The organism is Rhodococcus sp. MPR-R1B, from assembly GCF_058793255.1.
The window spans coordinates 1-20,645 of record NZ_JBXAFO010000022.1 but is presented as its reverse complement, the minus strand read 5'-3'; the positions used below and the strand labels follow the sequence as shown (position 1 = coordinate 20,645).

Here is a 20,645-nt window from a genome sequence, read left to right as displayed (position 1 = left end):
CGAATAGTTGGGAAGTGTTCTCGGAGAAGACGGTACGAATGTGGCCAGGGTCACGCCTATGGGCGAATTGGCGTTTCTTCGTGTTACGACAATGCATTTCGCACAGTCGTCATTTCACACAGTCGCCAAATCGCACGGGTCTAACGCAACGCGTACCCGCCGTCGGGGTACAGCGTGGAACCCGTTGTGTACGTGTTGGTGAAGAGATAGAACACCGCTTGTGCAATCTCGTCTTCGTTCCCGACGCGGCCGAGCACGTTGTTCTCGGCACTCCAGGTGAACGCGGCCTCCCGAACCTCCGCCGGGCGCTGAGCCCACAGATGCCCGTCGATGGTTCCGGGAGCGACAGTGTTGACGCGGATCGGCGACAGTTCGACCGCCAGCCCCCGCCCGAGCCCCTCGATTGCCGCGTTGGCTGCAACGTATGCCGCGGCAGCTGCGGGTGGCCGCACACTGGCAGCGCCGGACATGAGGACCACCGATGCGGTGGGTGTCAGCTTGTCGAGCGCAGCGTGCACGACGCGGTACTGCCCCCAGAACTTGGAGGTGAACGGCGACGCCGCTTCCTCGACGCTCTGTTCACGGAACGAGCCGACCTGGTAATCGGCAGCCGTCGTGAAGAGAGCATCGACGCTGGGGATGTTGGTGAAGAATGCTTTCACCGAGTCGTCGTCGGAGGTGTCGACGGTGAACCAGTGCGCAGCCTCACCCAGCTGCGCGGCCGCTGCTTCGAGCTTGGATGCGGTTCGGCCACCGAGAACTACCTGCGCGCCGGCGTCGACGGCAAGCTGCGCCACTCGCAGCCCGATGCCTGTTCCGCCGCCGATCAGTACGACGGTCTTGCCTGCGAGAGGAGAAGGTGTCGTTGTCATGCAGCGACTGTAGGGCTCACCGAATTGTCCCGACATGTGCAGAATGCACAGATTTCACTACGGCACAGTGCTAAGTATCGAGACTTAGCTGTTAGAGGACACCGCCCCCGGGGATCTCGCTTGACGACGTTTGCTGCGTCGAAACTGCCTTCACATGTACCCCTCCTTCGAGTTCGCTTGTAACAAAACAACTCCCACGACCGAAAATGTCGGTGAACCACAACAGCGAAGGGAAGTAACGACTATGGGATCAGCAGACGTCATGGCCTGGCTCGCCGAGGGTTACCTCGCCGGCGATCCGATTCGCTATCCGCTCTACGTCGGATCGATGTTCCTCGCGATGCCGTTCCAACTGATCGGCGTAATTCTGGGTCACCCCTTCTGAATCGTCACATCAGGCCAGGGCGGACGACGTAGAACGGCCAGAGTTGCGATCACTGCGGCCGCCAACCCGATGAACTCCCCCATCAAAGCCGCCCTGGTGTGATCGACGGCCGGTGACCACGACGGCTCACCCTCGTGGATCGAGAACACTCCCACTGGCACCGGTATCGGGTCGCGGCGCCACCGCCGGTGCAGACGCGAAACCGTGATGATCGTCGATCCGTCGCTGGTCTGGTGCGGTTCTCCGAAGATCGTCGAGGCCCCTGATTCCCCTCGAAATCGCTCCACCGCATCACGAATCTCCATGATCTCCATCGTCGCATCGAAACCGCAGCACTGTGCGAGTATCGACCGATGGCCGAGTGGTGGGTACCGAGCAGGCGCGTCGAGCGATGGGGCCAGACGATTGGCCTCGTCCTGCTCGTAGTCGTAGTCGGTCCGAGCACCATCCATACAGTGGCCACGGAACCGACAACCGGTAATTGGGTTCGCCTGGCAATCTGGCTTTTCGCGACGGCCGGATTTGCCTACGGAACCGTCCAGGCCTGGCGAAACCGGAACAAACCTCAGTCGGTGTGGTGGGAAGGGACAACTGCCCCCACCGAAGTACCCGCCGACGACATCCGTAGCGCACTCGCGTCGACAGACGACCGCATTCCCGCAATCAAGGCACTACGCGAACTGCATCCGGGCTTGGGTCTGAAGGATGCGATGGATCTGATCGACGCTCAGCGGGGCGAACAGGGCCCGCATCACTGATAGTTGCGACCATCACAATCACAGTTAGGTATCGACACCTGACCGCCACGATCGGGCAAGCACACCAGGAGTTAACCACCTGACAGACAGGCTGTTTCGCCGAGTTTGACAAATGTGGTCAATCGGTGAGCGTCGACTCGACCGATTCAACTCACCGTACCAATCGAATTCGCCGTTCAGCATTCCACTCATGGCCCAATGCCACTATTACCCAACGATTTACAACCGGAACTACGGCATCCAGTGAGAACTTTCGCGACAGTGCAGCATCTTTCGTCCAGTTGAGTTGACCGAAACTTGACGTTACGTTGAATTTCAAAGCAATAGCACGGGCTTGACCTGCGATGGTGTGAGCGAAACGCCCACCTACGCGTGACACGTGGCCGCCCTGATGGGCGCTGTGAATGCCTGAACGTTCGAGGAGTGGAATGACTGCGGTCAAAACTGCGTGGCGTGAACTACGGAAACCCGTGTTCATCCCCGCGTCGATAGTGATCTTTGCCCTGATCGCCTTTGCCGTGATCTACGCGGGAACCGCCGCGGATGCTTTCGAAACACTCAACAACGTGATCAGCGACGGCGTCGGCTGGTGGTACATCCTCTCGGCCACCGGTTTCGTCATTTTTGCGCTGTACTGCGGAATCAGCCGCATCGGCAACATCCGATTGGGACGTGACGACGAGCAGCCCGAGTTCGGGATGCTCTCGTGGTTCGCGATGCTCTTCAGCGCCGGCATGGGTATCGGGCTCGTGTTCTACGGAGTAGCCGAACCACTTTCGCACTACGTGACCCCACCCGTCGCCGGGCAGATCGCCGGATCCACGGACGCCGCAGCCAATCAAGCCATGGAACTGACGCTGTTCCACTGGGGCTTGCATGCATGGGCGATCTACGTCGTCGTCGGCCTTGGTCTGGCGTACATGACCTACCGAAAGGGTCGCCCGCTGTCGATCCGTTGGCTGCTCGAGCCGCTCCTCGGACGGGCTCGCATCGAAGGAAAGATCGGCCACGCCATCGATGTCGTCGCCATCGTCGGCACGCTGTTCGGTGTCGCGACGTCGTTGGGCTTCGGTGTCCAGCAGATCTCGGCCGGCCTCGACTACCTCGGCTGGGTGGAGACCGACAACTGGTTGGTCATCACCATCATCGTCATCGTGACGGGCATGGCGACCTTCTCGGTCGTCTCCGGTGTCACGAAGGGCCTCAAGTGGCTCTCCAACATCAACATGATGCTCGCTGCCGCGCTGGCACTGTTCGTCCTGATTCTGGGACCGACGCTGTTCCTCATGCAGTCGTGGGTGCAGAACCTCGGCGGATACGTCCAGGCCTTGCCCGAACTGATGCTGCGTACGTCCCCGTTCGCCGAAGACGGCTGGCAGGGCGCATGGACCATCTTCTACTGGGGTTGGTGGATGAGCTGGGCACCGTTCGTCGGCATGTTCATCGCGCGCATCTCACGCGGCCGCACCATCCGCGAATTCGTCTTCGGTGTGCTGCTGGCCCCGACGCTGGTTGGTTCGTTGTGGTTCACGATCTTCGGTAACTCCGGCATTCTGCGTCAGCGCAACGAGGGCACGATGCTCGACGCATCCGGCGCAGTGGACACCAACACGTCGCTGTTCACGCTTCTCGACGGACTTCCGCTCGGAACGATTTCGAGTGTTCTCGCGATCGTCGTGATCGTCTTCTTCTTCGTCACGTCCGCGGATTCCGGCTCGATCGTCATCGACATCCTTGCGACCGGTGGCAGCTTGGAGACCTCCAAGATCACGCGTGTCTACTGGACGTTCCTCTCCGGTGCCGCGGCCGCAGTTCTCCTCATCGTGGGTGGCAGTGGATCGCTCACGGCGCTGCAAACCGTTGCCATCGCCACGGCGGTACCGTTCTCGGTCATCATGGTGCTGGCATGTCTGTCGATGCTGAAGGCGTTCCGATACGAGGTCGCGTCGGCACCACGCTACCTGCGGGTTTCTACAAATGCCTCGGCATCAACCGACGTTCCGCAACCCACCGAAAAGCGGCTCCGCGATCTGAAGATCTCGTCGACCTTCGCCGGGCTCACTCCGTCACAAAGCGGGATCATGACGGATCCCTCCGACGCCCACATGCTCGTCGCGGTCCACGAAGTCCCCGCCCATGCGGTCAACATCGACCCGGATACCGGCGCCGTCGACTTCTCCGAGGAATCGAAGGTCGTCGATCCACTGGGCGGAGAGGTGTTCGACACACCCGAGTTCGCCGACTCGGCAGAAGGCCACGCGCAAGCTGCCAGTACGGACTGACCGGCACGTTCGGCATGTTGCATTAGGCATATCTGTTCACCAACTCGCAAACTTGTCATGAGACTTTCAACTCGACAGTTCGCAGGACTCTAAGTTTCGTGAGTAGAACAGGACCAACGGGTTTGCCACTCCAGTCGCAGTCGGAGACGGAACAATCTTTCGGGATTCCGTCCGTATTCCTACGGTCGGCGCATGCACCTGCGCCGCGCACGCTCATCGACATCGTGCGGGCCTCAGCCGAGGCCAACCCGGAAGCACCTGCCATCGACGACGGCGACACCACACTGTCGTACTCGGAGTTGCTCGACGAGATCGCGCTCGGTGCGCGCTGGCTCGGTGATGCCGGCGTCGGCGCAGGTGACCGCGTCGGAATCAGGATGCCGTCAGGTTCGCGTTCGCTGTACGTGGCGATCCTGTCGATCCTCGCGGCGGGCGCCGCCTACGTTCCCGTCGACGCCGACGATCCGGAAGAGCGCGCCGAGTTGGTGTTCGGCGAGGCGCAGGTAGCGGCGATCATCACCGGCGACGGAATCCAGCCGGGGACGGCGCCGAAGCGGCTCGAACATCCACCGGTTCGCGAACCCGAACCCGAGGACGACGCCTGGATCATCTTCACCTCAGGATCCACCGGCACCCCCAAAGGCGTCGCGGTCACTCACCTCAATGCCGCGGCGTTCGTCGACGCCGAGGCGCGCATGTTCCTCCAGGACGAGCCCATCGGGCCTGGTGACCGCGTCCTCGCGGGGCTGTCCGTGGCATTCGACGCGTCCTGCGAGGAGATGTGGCTCGCGTGGCGTCACGGCGCCTGCCTCGTCCCGGCGCCTCGTTCACTGGTTCGCAGCGGCATGGACCTCGGCCCGTGGCTGGTCTCGCGTGACGTCAGCATCGTCTCCACTGTGCCGACGCTTGCGTCTCTGTGGCCGGCCGAGGCCCTCGAAGCCGTTCGACTCCTGATCTTCGGCGGCGAAGCCTGCCCACCCGAACTGGCCGAACGCCTGGCCGTCGAGGGCCGCGAGGTCTGGAACACTTACGGCCCCACCGAGGCAACCGTCGTCGCCTGCGGCGCACTGATGGACGGCAAGAGCCCCGTCAGCATCGGCCTCCCCCTCGACGGCTGGGACCTTGCCGTCGTCGACGCCCAGAGCAATCCCGTCGCGGTCGGTGAGGTGGGCGAGCTGGTGATCGGCGGCGTCGGCCTCGCCCGTTACCTCGACCCCGCGAAGGACGCCGAGAAGTACGCGTCGATGCCCTCGCTCGGGTGGGAACGCGCCTACCGAAGCGGCGACCTGGTCCGGCTCGAAACCACCGGCCTGATGTTCCAGGGCCGCGCAGACGATCAGGTCAAGCTCGGCGGCAGGCGCATCGAACTCGGTGAGGTCGACAACGCCTTGCAGAACCTGCCGGGTGTGAGCGGCGCTGCCGCAGCCGTGAAGAAGACGGCAGCCGGCAACCAGCTCCTCGTCGGATACATCGCCAGCACGGATCCCGACTTCGATCTCAAGGCCGCTCATGCACTGCTCAGCGAGCAGCTACCAGCAGCCCTCGTGCCGCGTCTGGCGTTGATGGACGAACTTCCGACGCGTACGTCAGGCAAGGTCGACCGCAATGCGCTGCCGTGGCCGTTGCCCGGCGCCGGTGAAGATGCCGGGGCCGCGTTGGGCCTCGACGGCACCGCTGCCTGGGTTGCCGGCCTGTGGGGATCGATCCTGGGAGCCCAGATCACCGGACTCGACGACGACTTCTTCGAAGTGGGCGGCGGATCCCTCTCTGCTGCTCAGTTGGTGACCGCCCTGCGCGAGCGGTTCCCAGAAGTGACCGTCGCACAACTCTACGACCATCCGCGGTTGGGATCGCTCGCCGAATATCTCGACGAATTGGCACCCACCGAAACTGTGGAGCCGCGCATCGTCGCTCCGACACCCTTGAAAACTCAGCTGGCGCAGATCGCCGTCACCGTTCCACTCACGACGCTCACCGGACTGCAGTGGGTGACGTGGCTGGCGATCGCGAACAACGTCCTCGGCTGGTTCGTCGACGTCCGCTGGGCGCCCACGGTCTCGTGGTGGTGGATCCTGTTGGCGTTCATCGTGTTCATCACGCCGATCGGCCGTATGACCATCGCCGTCGTCGGGGCGCGCCTGCTCCTACGCAAGTTGGAGCCAGGAACGTACCCGCGAGGTGGTAGTGAACACCTGCGTCTGTGGATAGCGCTGCGACTCACCGAAGCCAGTGGCGCAGCCAACCTTTCGGGCGCACCGTGGATGCTCTACTACGCCCGCGCCCTCGGCGCCGACATCGGCAGCGGCGTCGATCTCCACACCCTTCCTCCCATCACCGGCATGCTCGAACTCGGTGACGGCTGCTCCGTCGAACCCGAAGTCGACCTCTCGGGCCACTGGATCGACGGCGACGTCATCCACATCGGTGAGATCAAGATCGGCGACGGCGCCTCCGTCGGTTCACGCTCGACGCTTCTGCCCGGCGCGCGTATCGGTCGCGACGCCGTCGTCGAACCCGGATCTGCGGTGTTCGGCCGAGTGAAGGCAAACCAGCAGTGGGCCGGCTCCCCCGCCACCAAGGTCGGGAAAGCGAATCATCCTTGGCCTGCCGAACATCCGAAGCGTGCACCCGGCTGGGTGCCGGTATACGGCGTCACCTCGGTCTTCCTGGCCGGTATGCCGATCTTCGCGCTGATGGCCGGGATCGCATTGATCGGTTGGTGGATTCGCGACACCGACACGCTCGCGAGCGCAGTGCTCCAATCGCTGATCATGCTTCCCGTCGCGACCATCCTGAGTTTGCTCGTCTTCGCAGTCGTCACCCTTGTGGCCGTTCGTCTTCTCTCGATCGGGCTGACCCCCGGTTACCACCCTGTCCGCAGCCGCATCGGCTGGCAGGTGTGGGCGACCGAACGCCTGCTCGACTCGGCCAGAACCTTCCTCTTCCCGCTCTACGCGAGCCTGCTGACGCCGGGATGGCTCCGCCTTCTCGGCGCCAAGATCGGCAAGAACGTCGAAGCATCCACCGTGCTCCTCCTTCCCAAGTTCACGACGGTCGCCGACGGTGCATTCCTCGCTGACGACACCATGGTTGCGAGCTACGGCCTCGGCGGCGGCTGGATGCACATCGAACAGGCGAAGATCGGCAAGCGCGCGTTCCTCGGCAACTCCGGTATGACCGCCCCCGGTCGACGCGTCCCCAAGAACGGTCTGGTGGCGGTTCTGTCGGCTACCCCGTCCAAGGCCAAGTCCGGATCATCGTGGCTGGGTAGTCCACCGGTACGTCTGAGAAGGGCTGCCGGAGACACCGACGCCGCCCGCACGTTCAATCCGCCCATGCGCCTCAAGATCGCCCGCGGAGTGGTCGAAACCTGCCGACTGATCCCCGTCATGGTCACGTTCGGCATCGGTCTCGGTGTTCTGTTTGCACTCGAAGCACTGGTCGGCGCAGTCGGATTCTGGTTCGCGGCTCTGCTGAGCGGCGTAATTCTGCTCGTCGCCGGAGCAGTGGCGGGCGCGATCACCATCGCCGCCAAGTGGATCGTCGTCGGACGCATCGCCAAGGTCGAGCATCCGCTGTGGAGTTCGTTCGTCTGGCGAAACGAGGTAGCCGACGCCTTCGTCGAGACCGTCGCGGCGCCGTGGTTCGCTCGCGCGGCGACTGGTACGGCCGTACTGAACATCTTCTTGCGTGGACTCGGGGCCAAGATCGGTAAGGGCGTTTGGTGTGAGTCGTACTGGCTACCCGAGGCAGATCTTGTGACTTTGGGCGACGGAGCGACAGTGGAACGGGGGTGCGTCGTGCAAACTCATCTCTTCCATGATCGGATCATGTCCATGGACACCGTCACTTTGGGAGCAGGAGCAACGCTGGGACCGCACTGTGTCGCGCTACCCGCAGCCGGCATCGGCGCGGGAGCGACGGTAGGGCCTGCATCTCTGGTGATGCGAGGTGACACCGTTCCGCCCTCCACCCGCTGGCAGGGCAACCCGATTGCACCGTGGGTGGCGTCGTGAAGCCGAACCGAATGCTCGAGGAGCCGATCGATCCGTACCTGCCGCTCAACGGCAACCGCGGGTACCGCGTGTCCCGGTACGAACTGGAACTGACGTACAAGGTCTTCAGCAACCGTCTCGCCGGCAAAGCTGTCATCACCGCTGTCACCACCGAGAGCCGATCCAAGTTCAGCTTCGACCTCGCGCAGAACCTGCAGGTGTCCAAGGTGTCCGTCAACGGTGCCCGCGGCACCAAGTACGCGCACTTGAACAACAAGCTGATCCTCACGCCGTCTACCAAGATCCCCGCGGGCGGTGCCCTGTCGGTCACCATCGCGTACAGCGGCAACCCCGAGCCGATCAAGAGCCTGTGGGGCGAAGTCGGCTGGGAGGAACTCGACGAAGGAACTTTGGTCGCAAGTCAGCCCAACGGCGCGGCGTCCTGGTTCCCGTGCGACGACCATCCGATTTCCAAAGCGTCGTACCGCATCTCGATCACCACCGATTCCCCGTTCTATGCCCTCGCCAACGGCAAGCTGATCCGCAAGCAGACCCGTGCGAGTCAGACGACGTGGGTCTACGAGCAGACCGAACCGATGGCAACCTACCTGGCAACCATTCAGATCGGTCAGTACGAGCACCGACAAGTGAGCGCCGGGCCGGTACCGGTCTTCGCCGTTCACCCACCTCGGCTGCGAGCAGCGTTCGACGTCGACTTCGGGCGCCAACCCCAGATGTTGGAGGTCTTCGGAAAGCTGTTCGGACCGTATCCCTTTGCCGACTACACCGCTGTGGTCACCGACGACGAACTCGAAATCCCCATCGAAGCGCAGGGACTCTCGATCTTCGGAGCCAACCATTGCACGGGCAGGCGCGGTTCCGAACGTCTTGTCGCACACGAGCTTGCCCATCAATGGTTCGGCAACAGCCTCACTCTCGGGCAGTGGTGCGACATCTGGCTGCACGAAGGCTTTGCCTGTTACGCGGAGTGGATCTGGTCCGAGAATTCCGGTGGCCCGTCCTCGAACCAACTCGCGACCAACGCCTATCAAGGGCTCGGGCGTAAATCTCAGGACTTGATCGTCGCCAATCCCGGTCCTGCCCTGATGTTCGACGATCGAATCTACAAGCGGGGCGCATTGACTCTGCACGCCCTGCGCGGCGTTCTCGGAGACGAGAAGTTCTTCGAACTGATCCGTCAGTGGACCACGAAGCATCGACACAGCACGGTCAGTACCGAGCAATTCACCGATCTCGCTTCACGTTTCACCGACACTCCATTGCGCCCACTGTGGGATGCATGGCTGAATCAGCGCTCCCTGCCTCGTCTCTGACGCTCTCTCACCGCGATATCACCACGCCGAAACATTCCGAATGCGGCGATTATCTTTGTCTTACCTTTACTATAGAGGTGGGCCGAGGGACGACCCCGACAACACAATTCTCAGGGCACGCTTCCTCGACAGGTAGATCGGGGGATCGATGTTCGTTGTATTCACAATATGTTTCGTGATCGGGGTCGTGGCCCTGGTCGGAGCCTTTGCCGTCGGCGAGGTTGCAGATCTGGGCGGCGGCCACGCAGACGGGCTGCCATTTCTGAGCCTGACAACCTTGGCCACAGCACTTTTCGGCTTCGGCGCCGGCGGCGTAGCTGCCACTCTCGCGGACGCTCCGACATTGGTAGCGGCGATTGCAGCACTCGCACTCGCCGCCGTTCTCGTTGTCGTCACGCGCGGCCTACTTCTCCCCTATCTCCTTGAACAACAAGATAATTCGCACATCGGACGAGCTTCGTACTCCGGGCTGTTGGGCACCGTCACTCTCACCATTGCAGCCGAAGGTTGGGGAGAAGTCTCGTTCGTCGACGCCGAAGGCAATCGCGTGCAGGCCAAGGCCGTCAGTGCACAGCCGATGGCGCTCACCACCGGCACCACCGTCTACATCGCCGATGTAGACGATCAATACCTTCACGTCGTCACGGTTGACGACGCGATCTAAGGACTCGATACATGCTGCCAATCATCATCATTGCGGTTGTAGTCGCAGTAATCATCTTCATCGTTCTCCCCGCGATCTACGTGAAGAACTACGTCAAGGTCCCGCCGAACGAAGTGGCGGTTTTCACCGGACGAGGCAAGCCGAAAGTCGTCCGCGGCGGAGCCCGGTTCAAGATTCCGGGAATCGAACGCGTCGACATCATGTCGCTCGAGCCGTTCAACGTCAGCATCAATCTCAAGAATGCGCTCTCCAACGACGGTGTTCCGGTCAACGTCGAGGCAGTCGGCCTGGTACGAATCGGTTCCGCCGACGAAGCGGTTCAGACAGCGGTGCAACGATTCCTGACCTCCGACCTGGACGAACTCCAGCAGCAGATCAACGAAATCCTCGCCGGCAGCCTGCGCGGAATCACCGCGACCATGACGGTCGAGGATCTGAACTCCAACCGCGATTCGCTCGCACGCAGCGTGGTCGAGGAGGCAGGCGGCGACCTCGCACGCATCGGCATGGAAGTCGATGTCATCAAGATCGCGGGAATCTCCGACTTCAACGGCTACCTCGAATCGCTCGGTCAGCGCCGCATCGCCGAGGTCAAACGTGATGCCGCGATCGGAACTGCTGAAGCAGAGCGTGATTCGCAGATCCAGTCGGCAAAGGCGCGACAGGCAGGCTCCGTCGCACAGGCCGAGGCCGACACTGCGATCGCGAGTGCAAATCAGAAGCGCGACGTCGAACTCGCTCGCCTTCGAGCACAGACCGAAGCCGAGAACGCCGAAGCCGACCAGGCCGGACCACTCGCGCAGGCAACGGCCGAGAAGGCCGTCGGCATCGCACGTGAGCAGGCCGAGGCGGCCCGCGTCGAAGCTCGCACCGAGGTCGAGCGTCGTCGCGCCCAGCAATCGGAAGCGGCATTGCAGGCAGATGTCATTGCACCGGCCGAGGCCGAACGCCAAGCCTCCATCGCACGCGCAGAGGGTGAGCGACAGGCCGCGATCCTCCGCGCCCAGGCACAGGCCGAGTCAGCAAGGCAGGCCGGCGGGGCTCAGGCCGATGCACGAAAGCTCGTCGCCGACGCTGTTCGCTCCGAGCAGCAGGCTGATGCCGACGGCCTTCGAGCACGTCTGGAAGCCGAAGCTGACGGCCGCAAGGTAGCGGCCGACGCCGTTCGCGCCGAACAGCAGGCCGAAGCGGATGGTTTGCGCGCCAAGCTCGAAGCCGAAGCTGCCGGTAAGCGTCAGATCGCCGAGGCGCTCAATTCCTACACCCCGCAGGCCGCGCAGTTGCTCACTCTGCCTGACGTTCTGGCAGCACTGGTCGACGCCACCGCAGCAGCAGCGAAGCCGGTCGGCGACATCGATCGGATCTCCATCGTCGGCGGCAGCGACGGGGCGCAGGGTTCGATCGGCTCGATCCTGGGCATCAGTCCCCAGGTGATTGCCGGTGTCATCGAAACTCTCGAAAGCTCAGGCGTCGATATCACCGGTTTGCTCAACGGCCTGAACAAGACCGCATCGGTTCCGGCTGGTTCGGTACACAATTCGGTCCACAGTTCGGAAAACGGTTCCGCAACCGTGGACGCGTGATTTCGCCCCGGTCCGCCGACTCTCGCAGGAGTCGGCGGGCCGGCTTCACGCGCTCGGAAGATGTGAACGCGACTTGAAGAGAATCAGAATCAAGCAGGCAGCGGCGGCGGCTGATCCGAACAGCAGAGTCACCGTGTAGCTCAGTGCCGGAATGCTTTCCGACAGCATCGCCAGCAACGCAGGCACCGCGAACCCGATGTAGGTGATCGAGTAGAACACCGCGGTCAATCCTGCCAGATCGTCCGGCCCCGCGATTCGCTGGATCTCCAGCAACCCGGACACCAGTGCCATGCCGTACCCGCAACCGAGGATCGCTGCAGCCACGATCGCGATCGCCACGGTCAGCGTCGACGCAACCAGAGCAGCACCGGCCATACCGACCACCAGAAACACCAGAGCCACAACGGCGCCACGAGCACTGCGGTCGGTGTCGATCTTGCGCCCCAACGACTGAATCGCGAATCCGCATGTCAGCGCGACCATGCACAGCAGAGCCGAAAAGGCCACGGGCGCATCGCCACTGTGCCCGGTCATGAGCGCCGGAATAACTGCATACGCGACACTGGCGGCACCGAACACCCACGGCGCCAACGGAACGACGACGTAGAGGAATCTGCGGTGACCTGCCGAGGGGATCTTGAGGTCGTCGATCAACCTGCGACGGTCGGATTTCGCCTGTGCCGGTCGTGTTTCGGGCGCACGCCACAGCGCCATGGCGGCGAAGACGGTGATCGCGATGTGCAACACGTACGCCAACACACTCGGCATGGGCGCCCACTGCGCCAAGATTCCCGCAGCACCCGCTCCCAAGGCGAAGCCCGCGGTCAGACTCATCGCTGCTCGCCGAGCACCTGCGCCTTCCGACGCCGTCGGATCCCAAGGTTGCGTGGACAACTCCTTGACCCAGGAGCCGCCGACGGCCATACCGATCCCCAAGGCGATGCCACAGAGGATTCTTCCCAGGATGAGAGCAGCGGCGGAGTCCGCCCCGAAAGCGAGCAGCGTCGAACCGGCGATCGCGATGATCGGCGCGGGGAGCATGATCGGGCGTCGACCCAATCGATCGGACAGCGGGCCGCCGAGCAGCAGGGCCGGCACAATTCCGACGACGTAGGCGAAGAGGAAGAAATCGACCATCACCGGCGAATAGCCGTGGTCGAGTCGGTACATCACCAGCAGTGGGGTGAATTCGTTTCCGCCCCAGGCAGCGGCGAACATACTGGCGGCAACGGTCAGCCACAGCCACTTTCCGCCGGAGAGGCGTTCACCCTCGAGACGAGTTTCGGCCGCGGTCCCAGCGCCGATCGTTTGGGTGCTCATCACAGAGTTCCTTCGAAGCCGAGGCCGTGGACCTGGCGCATGTGTGTGAGGACGGCAGTGTTGTATCCGTCGGCATCGCCTGTGTCGACGAGGTCGGTAAGCGCGGTGTGATCGGCAAGGATGCGCGAGAGTTGGCCGGGGTCGCGTGAGATCGACCGAGCTGTCATCCGTCGTTGCCTGTCGCGCAGACTCGCGTAGAACGAGTCGAGCAAAGGGTTCCCACCGGCGGCAACGATCATCTTGTGGAAGTCTGCATCGATTGCGCTGAACGCGGCCACGTCCCCGCGATCAGCAATCTCACGTTGCTCGATCAGATTCGCGCGCAACGCTGCGACAAGCGCTTCCCGTGCGTGCGGTCGGACCGACACCACTCGAACGCTCTGAGTCTCGACGAGCTGTCTGGCACTGACTACGTGTTCCGCTTCCCCATCCGCGACCGGGACGATCAGCGCCCCCTTCTTCGGATAGAGGCGCATCCAACCTTCCGACTCGAGACGCAGAAACGCCTCACGCACCGGCGTTCGGCTCACATTGGTCCGTGCAGCGATGTCACCCTCACTGATCAGCTCCCCGCCGGCGAGCTCGCCGGAAAGGATCAGCTCCTTGACTTCGCGGAAGACGGTTTCGGAAGCGGAATACAACATAGACACAAGATGTATTTATACTCCACGCTGGCGCAACGCAGACATCCGGGTCGCCGATCCGAACATCTCGGTCCGATGCGGCATCGATCCAGTTAGCATTGCAAGGTGCCAGACAGAAGAGGAATCAGTTCGCGATGAATGGCGCACGCTCCAGCCTTCGAGGACTGATGCACTCATGACATCGCAGATGAAGTCGATGAGGACGCTGACCCGCGAGTGGTTGATTCTTCCCGATCAATACGACCGCTTCACTCGCTATCTCCGCGACAACGGCCTCACGACCGCAACCCGGCTATTACTTGGCATCATTGTCATCGGACTGGGAGTGTGCGCACTACTGAACAGATTCAGCCCTGCCGGTCCGACAAGCACGATTGCGCTGTTCTTCAATACTGTTGTCGTGATCTCGTGCTTCGTAGTCGGAGTCTCATGGTGGGTCTTCGGCCCCACAAAGCGTCGCTCGTTCGGTTTCGTGGTCTTCTGCGACATCGCGGTCACGATCTCCGTCGTTGGAGATTCCTCCCAGCTCGCACGATTGCTCACCTGTGTCATTTTTGCTCTGGTCGGCATCTACATCGCCTACTTCCACAACCCGAAGTTGCAGATCGCGCACATAGCTTTCTCGCTTCTTGTGATCGCGGTGGCTGCGCAGCCAATTCTGTTCGGGCCGGATCGCGATCCAGCCCTTGGTGTTTCGAAAGTACTGGTCGTCATCACCGCGTTGGTGGTCTGCGCATTCATCTCGCAGATCGTGCTGACGATGCTCAGCATGGATGCTTCCAGTTCCGACCTCGATCCTCTCACCGGCCTCTTGAACCGTCGTGGCCTCGACCGCCACGTCGAGAAGGTACTCGAGGGGTTCCAGCGTCAAGAATCTGCGGCACTACTCGTGATCGCGATCGACATCGACCGGTTCAAGACGATCAACGACGTGCACGGCCACGACGTCGGCGATCGCATCATTCTCCGGGTATCGCAGCGGTTATCCGCCTGGGCACACGCCGATGCTGTCGTCGCGCGGGTCGGCGGCGACGAATTCATCCTCGTTCAAAGACTTTCCGTGCCAGCCATCGGACCGATGCTCAACTCGATCGGACCGGCAATGCACTCGAATACCGACGAGATACCGTCGACTTCGAGCATCGGAATCGCCGTGCGTACCCACAAATTCGTCGCCGGAGAAGACCGCGCAGCTGCGTTCACGGACATGCAGAAAGTCGCCGATTCGGCGATGTACGAAAGCAAGAGACTCGGCGGCGGACGCGTTCACACGATCGTCACCACCGCCGGCAGGTAGCAGTACGCACAATTTCAGTAGTAGACCGGCCCCGGCACTCCTCCACCCGCTGCCACCGCGTCACCGGTGATCGCGATGCTTCGCGGCGATGCCAGGAAGGTCACGACATCAGCCACCTCTTCGGCGTCGATGATCCGGTGTATCGAATTCGTCGCGATACCCCGCTCCACCTCCGCCTGCGAGCGGCCGTATTCTTCCGACTCGCGCGCAATCCGCGCGGTCAACCTCTCGGTCCGCGTCACGCCCGGATGGACGACGGTGACGTTGATTCCCTTGGGGCCCAGCTCGTCTGCAAGATTCTTGGTCAGCGCAGACACACTGACGTTGCGGATCGTGTGGGCGATCGAAGTGGCCTGTCTGGCACCCAAACCGCTGATGTTGATGATCCGACCCCAACCCTGATCGATCAGATACGGCGCTACAGCACGCGCAGTGCGCAGGTACCCCAGCACTTTCACTTCGACTTCGTCTCGCACGACGTCGTCTGTGGTCGCCTCGAAATCCGTCGGCTTTCCGGCGCTGAACGGAGTCGCTGCCGAATTGACCAGAATGTCGACGCCGCCGAACTCCTCTACTACTTGCCGCACCGACGCCTGAACCGCGTCGTCGTCTCGCGTATCCGTCACGACTCCGATCGCACGAATTCCGAACTCCGAAACCAAATCTCGTGCAACGCTTACGACGGTTCGCTCAGTGCGCGCGAGTATCGCGATGTCGACCCCTTCAGCGGCCAGACCTCTGGCGATTGCCAGACCGATCCCCTTGCTACCACCGGCAACGATCGCACGCTTTCCAGACAAGTGAAGATCCATACCTGCGACACTATCCAACAGGCGGTCCCCGATCTCTACGAAGAGGGATCGGGGACCGTCGGAATCATTCCTGTGTCTCAGACCATCAGATCCGCGTACAGGTAGACGTTGTCGGCGTAGTTGCCCACACCGTCCTCGAATTGCAGTTCGCCGCCGCAGGTTACGACTGCCAACTTACGAGGGCCCTCCGGGCCGGCCAGCACGCTTTCTTCCACACCATCGGCCTTCGGGCGCGTCGTCACCGCAGTCACCTTCCACGACGTGCTCTTACCCGTCGCGTCGGATGTACGGATCACTTCACCCGGCTCGATCGTGCCCAGGTCGAACAGCGCGCCGTTACCCTGGCCGGTCAGATTGACGTGTCCGGCAATCAAGGTCGTGCCGGTGGCGGAATCGAGAGATGCACCGTCGAGCCAGATTCCGACGTTCTTGACGTTCTCCGGCGGAGTGAGAACTCCTTCCGGCACGGTGGCGTCCACGATCGGCGCCTGAACACCGACCGGGTCGAGCGAAAGGGTGTTGGGAGTCATCAACGCATCCGTAGGCGTTGCCGGATTCACGGAGTGCGACATGACAACTCCCGGACTCGGCGGGATCGCAGCATCGTCATCGGAGGATCGCAGGCCGACGAAGGCCATGGAAGCACCGGCGACCAACACCGCGATGAGAGCCAGAATGAACGCGACACGACGCCCTTTGCCTGGACTCGCGGGCTGATCGTGGTTGGGATCGTCGTATGGATTGGATGGATTGGGATCCGACTCGTACATGGTCATCGAACTGTCTCCTGCGGGATGAGGCGCCCCCGGCACCTCGTGCGAATTGACGCCCCCTGCGTCTGATCAATGTCGGCACCGATCACACGAATCGTGATCGGTGCCGACGTCTACTACACGTGCCTGGTGTCAGGATCGCTTGCGGCGGAGAGCAACTGCTCCGGCAGCAGCCATTCCGACAAGCCCGAGGCCCGTCACTGCGACGGCGACGTTGCGGCCTGAATTCTGTTCAGCAGCACCACCGTCGATGGCAACCGGGCGGGGGCCAGTGGCCGGCTTCGGAGCCGACGGCGCCGGAGTTGCAACCGGCTGCGACGGAACAGGTGCACCCGGAACTACAGGCACGACCGGCACGACCGGCACGATGGGCACGATCGGAACAATCGGCACGATCGGAACGACCGGGGTTGCAGGCGTCGTGGTGGCCGGTGTGGTCGTTGCCGGTGTCGTTGTTGCCGGCGTGCTCGTTGCCGGTGTCGTCGTGGGTGCTGCTGCATATCCGACGCTGGCAGATGCATTCATCGAAGCCGGCCGAACGGTGTCGAACGACGCGAAGATCTGGCACTGTGCGCCTGCCGTGTTCCAGTGCAGGTTCTCGACCGAATCCGGAATGACGCTTGCAGTCACCGAGTAGTCCCCGCCGGCCGCAGCGGTGAGGCAAAGATCAACAGCAGTCGGTGCGTCGCCGCGGCCGTCGACCGTCAGTTGATTTGCAGTCAACGTCGCCGTGGCGTTGTCACCACAGACGGTCAGTTCGGTGCCCGCCGAGGACTGAACAGTGATCGGCTTCCGGTACATATTCGTATTCAGGGTGAAAACGGCAGTCTCGCCGGCCTTCAGAGTCCCCGTCGCGGGTGTCTTGCGAACGAGGTCGAGCGTCTGCGTGACGTTCATGATCTCGACGATGCGAGCTCGCTCGTCGTCGCCGATGTTCCTGTCGCACAGGCTTTTGAAATCGGCCATCAGCGGATTGTCGTAGTCCGAGACACACCACACAAGCGTCTGCCGCGCCGAACGTGCATCCTCGCTGCCATTTCCCGAAACGACACCGTCGAGTTTGGCGGGATTCTGCAGCAACCAACTGATGACAGCGAGATCGTCGGCTGACAGATCGGGATTGTCCGAAGACGGCACCGTCGCACCCATCTCGTCGTTGTGCTTGTCAACCGGCAAACCGTTCTCGTCGACACCGGCACACGGATCGAGATCGAAGTCCGTGCAGTACATCCATTCCGACTTCGCAATTCCGTCGACGTCGCGGACACCGCAGACCGGAGCATCCACCGCGGCCGAGGTACCCCGATCGGTGGTGCCGTACATCGGCACGATGTTGCCGTCGTTGTAGTGATCCAGCCGAATGCCGGAGATGTCGAGCATCTGCTCCGAGGGCGTGTACTCGGTGCCCTCACACAACCCGGCGGTGAACGCCGGAGCGGCCGCGGTTCGCACCGGCATCGGCGCGGACACAGCTGGCGAAGCAAAAGCAACGCTACTACCGGCGACCGTTACGGCAATAGCTGCAGTTAGCGAGAGCCGGAGAACAAGCGGCCTACGCCGTGAACCAGACACAGTCATCAAAGCTTCCCTTTCAAGACATTTCGGTAGCGGGACGGTTGCCTGGATCCCAATACCACGCCACCCAGCGCTCACTTCCGAGAGGATCAGCCGATCACTTTTGGCAATCAGCCAGTTACTGAATGGCAATGTAGTGCATGTTTCAAGAAAGATCACCCAATCGTCGAGCACCCAGGGCTCAGCTTGGACATTCGGATGACGAGTTAGCCACAAAGGTGACTGAACCTTTGTCCAACCGCACAACAATCGCGATCCCCCCAAAATCTGCTCATCCAACCGCGGCGTTCCCGACATTTCGCCAACGCTAGCCAGTCGGTAACTTGGACATTCTGGGGAAACTCACAGGAAGGGGCGTTTTCAGCTCGCACGCAAAAGAAGGGGCCCGCTATGCGGACCCCTTCGCCGGAAACTTCCGACCGAGACTGCTTTGTCGGGATTCGGGCAACTTGTAGATGCTCCAGAACAATCTCCACTCACATTATGTGATTTACCTCACATTCAAAGAATCTGTTGGTTTTGTTCACACCCTGAACCAATCTTTTGGTCCTCTTTGCGGCGATTATCCAGATCTCCGACGGCGGAAATCTGCCCTGCCGTAGAGCGGAGCACGAGCCTCGGATCAGTCTCGGACCGGAGGCGCCTTCCTCGTGGTAACCGCAATGCGATTCCACGCATTGATCGTCAAAATGACGCTGATGAGCTGAGCCAGTTCCACGTCCGAGAATTCGCCGGCAGCCTCGCTGTACACCTCGTCCGGAACGAAACCGTCGGTGAGGACTGTCACGGCCTCGGTCAAGGCGAGCGCGGCACGTTCACGATCGGAGTACATCCCTCGCGCTTCTTCCCACGCGTTCAGTAGGTAGAGCTTCTGCTCCGTGACGCCGACCTTTCGGGCGTCGCGAGTGTGCATGTCTAGGCACCATGCGCAATGATTCAGCTGCGACGCACGCGTGAGGACCAGCTCGACGAGCGTCGGCTCCAGCCCCTTGCGCGCAGCGGCATCCAACGCAATCATCGCCTTGTAGACCTCGGGCGCCAGCTTTGCGATATCCAGTCTTTGTCCTGTTGCTGTAGTCATAACTCAAACGGTAATCCCGGAAAGACCCGGAAACATGGTTCAATCCGGTGGTGAATTCGTGGGCCAATCTTGGGTTCGATCTACATATCGAGCTGCCACAGGGAATCGGGGTTCGCGCTGCACTGCTTCAGACCCTTCGCGACGCGATCGACAGTGGACTGCTGAAGCCCGGCACCAGACTCCCACCTTCCCGCACCCTCGCGCTCGACCTCGGAGTTGCCCGAAACACCGTTGCGGACTGCTATGCCGAGCTCGCCGCAGCTGGGTGGCTTGTCACACGGCCTGGTTCCGGGACCCTGGTCGCCACGCTCGCCAGCACACACACCCGCGAGGTCGAGCCATCACCGACTCGACGACGCTGGACCTACAGCCTTCTCCCTGGATCGCCCGACGCGTCGGCGTTTCCCCGCGCTGCATGGATTTCGTCCGCCAGACGTGCTTTGACCACCGCGCCGACCGACGCGTTCGCGACTACTGATCCCAGAGGCCGAGCCGAACTCCGAAACGCCCTCACCACATACCTGAGCCGCACCAGAGGCGTTCGCGTCGATCCGAACTGCATTGTGATCAGTGCCAGCTCGGGTCACGGGATCTCCCTCCTTGCCCGCGCACTCGGAGGAACGATTGCGGTCGACGCTTTCTGCCTTCACCTGCACCGGCAGTTGCTCGCCGACGAAGGGCTGCTGACAGTTCCCATATCGGTTGACGAATCAGGCACTTGCACAGACGAATTGGCGTCTACATCTGCTGAAAGTGTTCTGCTGACGCCGACCCATCAGTTCCCTCTCGGCGGTCCCCTCACACCGGCGAGGCGCGCGACCGCTCTCGAATGGGCCACGACTACGGGCGGCGTCATCATCGAGGACGACTACGACGGCGAATTCCGTTACGACAGAAAACCTGTCGGTGCACTCCAAGGAATCGCACCGCAGCACGTTGCGTACCTGGGCACTGTCAGCAAGACACTGTCGCCGGCAATTCGCATCGGATGGATGGTGTTGCCGGACAGGCTGATCGAACCTGTCCTCGCAACAAAGGGACCCTACGAACGCTGGGTAAGTTCAACGGATCAATTGACCTTGGCGGACTTCATCGAATCCGGAAGATTCGACAGCCATATTCGAAAGATGCGCACCTCGTACCGACGACGACGCGATCAACTGGTTGCGACACTTGCGCAGCAAGTACCCCAGTGGTAGGACCCCGTTTGGTGAGCCACTCGGTATCAGAGAATCAATGCGTGTGAATGCAGCTGGCAGCGTACTCATTC

17 protein-coding genes are annotated in these 20,645 nt (G+C 62.0%); 9 read left to right on the top strand and 8 right to left on the bottom strand.

The annotated features are described in order from the left end of the window. Window positions 1–140 precede the first annotated feature (140 nt). A complete protein-coding gene (locus tag AC1Q61_RS24785; RefSeq protein ID WP_070161574.1) occupies window positions 141–872 on the bottom strand; it encodes an SDR family oxidoreductase in 732 nt (243 codons plus the stop codon). 244 nt (window positions 873–1,116) lie between these two features. On the opposite strand from AC1Q61_RS24785, the gene AC1Q61_RS24780 reads away from it, so the two are divergent. Beyond that, window positions 1,117–1,257: a hypothetical protein gene (locus AC1Q61_RS24780; RefSeq protein ID WP_003941170.1), complete on the top strand. Its 141-nt coding sequence runs from the start codon at window positions 1,117–1,119 to the stop codon at window positions 1,255–1,257. Here the strand turns inward: AC1Q61_RS24780 and AC1Q61_RS24775 are convergent. Continuing rightward, the gene (locus tag AC1Q61_RS24775) at window positions 1,245–1,709 is read right to left on the bottom strand and encodes a hypothetical protein (protein ID WP_370852740.1); all 465 of its coding nucleotides are present in this window, start codon (window positions 1,707–1,709) and stop codon (window positions 1,245–1,247) included. The two genes, AC1Q61_RS24780 and AC1Q61_RS24775, sit on opposite strands and share 13 nt — an antisense overlap. Before the next feature lie 3 nt (window positions 1,710–1,712). Here AC1Q61_RS24775 and AC1Q61_RS24770 point away from each other — a divergent pair, with 3 nt between their 5' ends. From AC1Q61_RS24770 to AC1Q61_RS24745, 6 genes are all read left to right on the top strand, one after another. Then, window positions 1,713–2,015: a ribosomal protein L7/L12 gene (locus tag AC1Q61_RS24770; protein WP_256261735.1), complete on the top strand. Its 303-nt coding sequence runs from the start codon at window positions 1,713–1,715 to the stop codon at window positions 2,013–2,015. Window positions 2,016–2,443: 428 nt separating this feature from the next. Then, window positions 2,444–4,297 carry a BCCT family transporter gene (locus AC1Q61_RS24765; RefSeq protein WP_007727149.1) on the top strand — a complete coding sequence of 618 codons (1,854 nt, stop codon included), beginning with the start codon at window positions 2,444–2,446 and terminating at the stop codon, window positions 4,295–4,297. Window positions 4,298–4,419: 122 nt separating this feature from the next. Then, window positions 4,420–8,313 (top strand): Pls/PosA family non-ribosomal peptide synthetase, encoded by a 3,894-nt coding sequence (locus tag AC1Q61_RS24760; RefSeq protein ID WP_193595782.1) that lies wholly within the window; start codon window positions 4,420–4,422, stop codon window positions 8,311–8,313. Between the two features lie 11 nt (window positions 8,314–8,324). Further along, window positions 8,325–9,626, top strand: coding sequence for a M1 family metallopeptidase (locus AC1Q61_RS24755; protein ID WP_050655931.1), 1,302 nt, complete (start codon window positions 8,325–8,327; stop codon window positions 9,624–9,626). A 148-nt stretch (window positions 9,627–9,774) separates the two neighbouring features. Further along, entirely contained in the window at window positions 9,775–10,290 is a 516-nt protein-coding gene (locus AC1Q61_RS24750; protein ID WP_037129298.1) for a DUF1449 family protein, read from the top strand. A gap of 11 nt (window positions 10,291–10,301) precedes the next feature. Beyond that, complete coding sequence (locus AC1Q61_RS24745; protein ID WP_003941083.1) at window positions 10,302–11,873, top strand: flotillin family protein; 1,572 nt, start codon at window positions 10,302–10,304, stop codon at window positions 11,871–11,873. A 45-nt stretch (window positions 11,874–11,918) separates the two neighbouring features. Here AC1Q61_RS24745 and AC1Q61_RS24740 read toward each other — a convergent pair whose 3' ends face one another. Beyond that, a complete protein-coding gene (locus AC1Q61_RS24740) occupies window positions 11,919–13,193 on the bottom strand; it encodes an MFS transporter (protein WP_221741676.1) in 1,275 nt (424 codons plus the stop codon). Next, window positions 13,193–13,837: a GntR family transcriptional regulator gene (locus AC1Q61_RS24735; protein ID WP_007727164.1), complete on the bottom strand. Its 645-nt coding sequence runs from the start codon at window positions 13,835–13,837 to the stop codon at window positions 13,193–13,195. The genes AC1Q61_RS24740 and AC1Q61_RS24735 overlap by 1 nt, the downstream gene beginning before the upstream one ends. Before the next feature lie 175 nt (window positions 13,838–14,012). Between AC1Q61_RS24735 and AC1Q61_RS24730 the strand changes: the two genes are divergently transcribed. Next, window positions 14,013–15,134: a GGDEF domain-containing protein gene (locus AC1Q61_RS24730; protein ID WP_042450505.1), complete on the top strand. Its 1,122-nt coding sequence runs from the start codon at window positions 14,013–14,015 to the stop codon at window positions 15,132–15,134. A gap of 14 nt (window positions 15,135–15,148) precedes the next feature. Here AC1Q61_RS24730 and AC1Q61_RS24725 read toward each other — a convergent pair whose 3' ends face one another. The 4 genes from AC1Q61_RS24725 to AC1Q61_RS24710 all read right to left on the bottom strand — a co-directional run bounded on the left by AC1Q61_RS24725 (window position 15,149) and on the right by AC1Q61_RS24710 (window position 19,375). Beyond that, window positions 15,149–15,946, bottom strand: a complete 798-nt coding sequence (locus AC1Q61_RS24725; protein ID WP_042922761.1) for an SDR family NAD(P)-dependent oxidoreductase — start codon at window positions 15,944–15,946, stop codon at window positions 15,149–15,151. 77 nt (window positions 15,947–16,023) lie between these two features. Then, the gene (locus tag AC1Q61_RS24720; RefSeq protein WP_042922789.1) at window positions 16,024–16,722 is read right to left on the bottom strand and encodes a class F sortase; all 699 of its coding nucleotides are present in this window, start codon (window positions 16,720–16,722) and stop codon (window positions 16,024–16,026) included. Between the two features lie 129 nt (window positions 16,723–16,851). Continuing rightward, entirely contained in the window at window positions 16,852–18,297 is a 1,446-nt protein-coding gene (locus tag AC1Q61_RS24715) for a hypothetical protein (protein WP_492651218.1), read from the bottom strand. 619 nt (window positions 18,298–18,916) lie between these two features. Beyond that, window positions 18,917–19,375 carry a carboxymuconolactone decarboxylase family protein gene (locus AC1Q61_RS24710; protein ID WP_007727180.1) on the bottom strand — a complete coding sequence of 153 codons (459 nt, stop codon included), beginning with the start codon at window positions 19,373–19,375 and terminating at the stop codon, window positions 18,917–18,919. Window positions 19,376–19,422: 47 nt separating this feature from the next. Between AC1Q61_RS24710 and pdxR the strand changes: the two genes are divergently transcribed. Beyond that, complete coding sequence (gene pdxR / locus AC1Q61_RS24705; RefSeq protein WP_492651219.1) at window positions 19,423–20,574, top strand: MocR-like pyridoxine biosynthesis transcription factor PdxR; 1,152 nt, start codon at window positions 19,423–19,425, stop codon at window positions 20,572–20,574. Window positions 20,575–20,645: the final 71 nt, after the last annotated feature.

Excerpts from the sequence above, each read along its gene's own strand:
- AC1Q61_RS24785 (WP_070161574.1), bottom strand. The coding sequence starts at position 872 with ATGACAACGACACCTTCTCCTCTCGCAGGCAAGACCGTCGTACTGATC.
- AC1Q61_RS24780 (WP_003941170.1), top strand. The coding sequence starts at position 1,117 with ATGGGATCAGCAGACGTCATGGCCTGGCTCGCCGAGGGTTACCTCGCC.
- AC1Q61_RS24775 (WP_370852740.1), bottom strand. The coding sequence starts at position 1,709 with ATGGATGGTGCTCGGACCGACTACGACTACGAGCAGGACGAGGCCAAT.
- AC1Q61_RS24765 (WP_007727149.1), top strand. The coding sequence starts at position 2,444 with ATGACTGCGGTCAAAACTGCGTGGCGTGAACTACGGAAACCCGTGTTC.
- AC1Q61_RS24755 (WP_050655931.1), top strand. The coding sequence starts at position 8,325 with ATGCTCGAGGAGCCGATCGATCCGTACCTGCCGCTCAACGGCAACCGC.
- AC1Q61_RS24750 (WP_037129298.1), top strand. The coding sequence starts at position 9,775 with ATGTTCGTTGTATTCACAATATGTTTCGTGATCGGGGTCGTGGCCCTG.
- AC1Q61_RS24745 (WP_003941083.1), top strand. The coding sequence starts at position 10,302 with ATGCTGCCAATCATCATCATTGCGGTTGTAGTCGCAGTAATCATCTTC.
- AC1Q61_RS24740 (WP_221741676.1), bottom strand. The coding sequence starts at position 13,193 with ATGAGCACCCAAACGATCGGCGCTGGGACCGCGGCCGAAACTCGTCTC.
- AC1Q61_RS24735 (WP_007727164.1), bottom strand. The coding sequence starts at position 13,837 with ATGTTGTATTCCGCTTCCGAAACCGTCTTCCGCGAAGTCAAGGAGCTG.
- AC1Q61_RS24730 (WP_042450505.1), top strand. The coding sequence starts at position 14,013 with ATGACATCGCAGATGAAGTCGATGAGGACGCTGACCCGCGAGTGGTTG.
- AC1Q61_RS24725 (WP_042922761.1), bottom strand. The coding sequence starts at position 15,946 with ATGGATCTTCACTTGTCTGGAAAGCGTGCGATCGTTGCCGGTGGTAGC.
- AC1Q61_RS24720 (WP_042922789.1), bottom strand. The coding sequence starts at position 16,722 with ATGACCATGTACGAGTCGGATCCCAATCCATCCAATCCATACGACGAT.
- AC1Q61_RS24715 (WP_492651218.1), bottom strand. The coding sequence starts at position 18,297 with ATGACTGTGTCTGGTTCACGGCGTAGGCCGCTTGTTCTCCGGCTCTCG.
- AC1Q61_RS24710 (WP_007727180.1), bottom strand. The coding sequence starts at position 19,375 with ATGACTACAGCAACAGGACAAAGACTGGATATCGCAAAGCTGGCGCCC.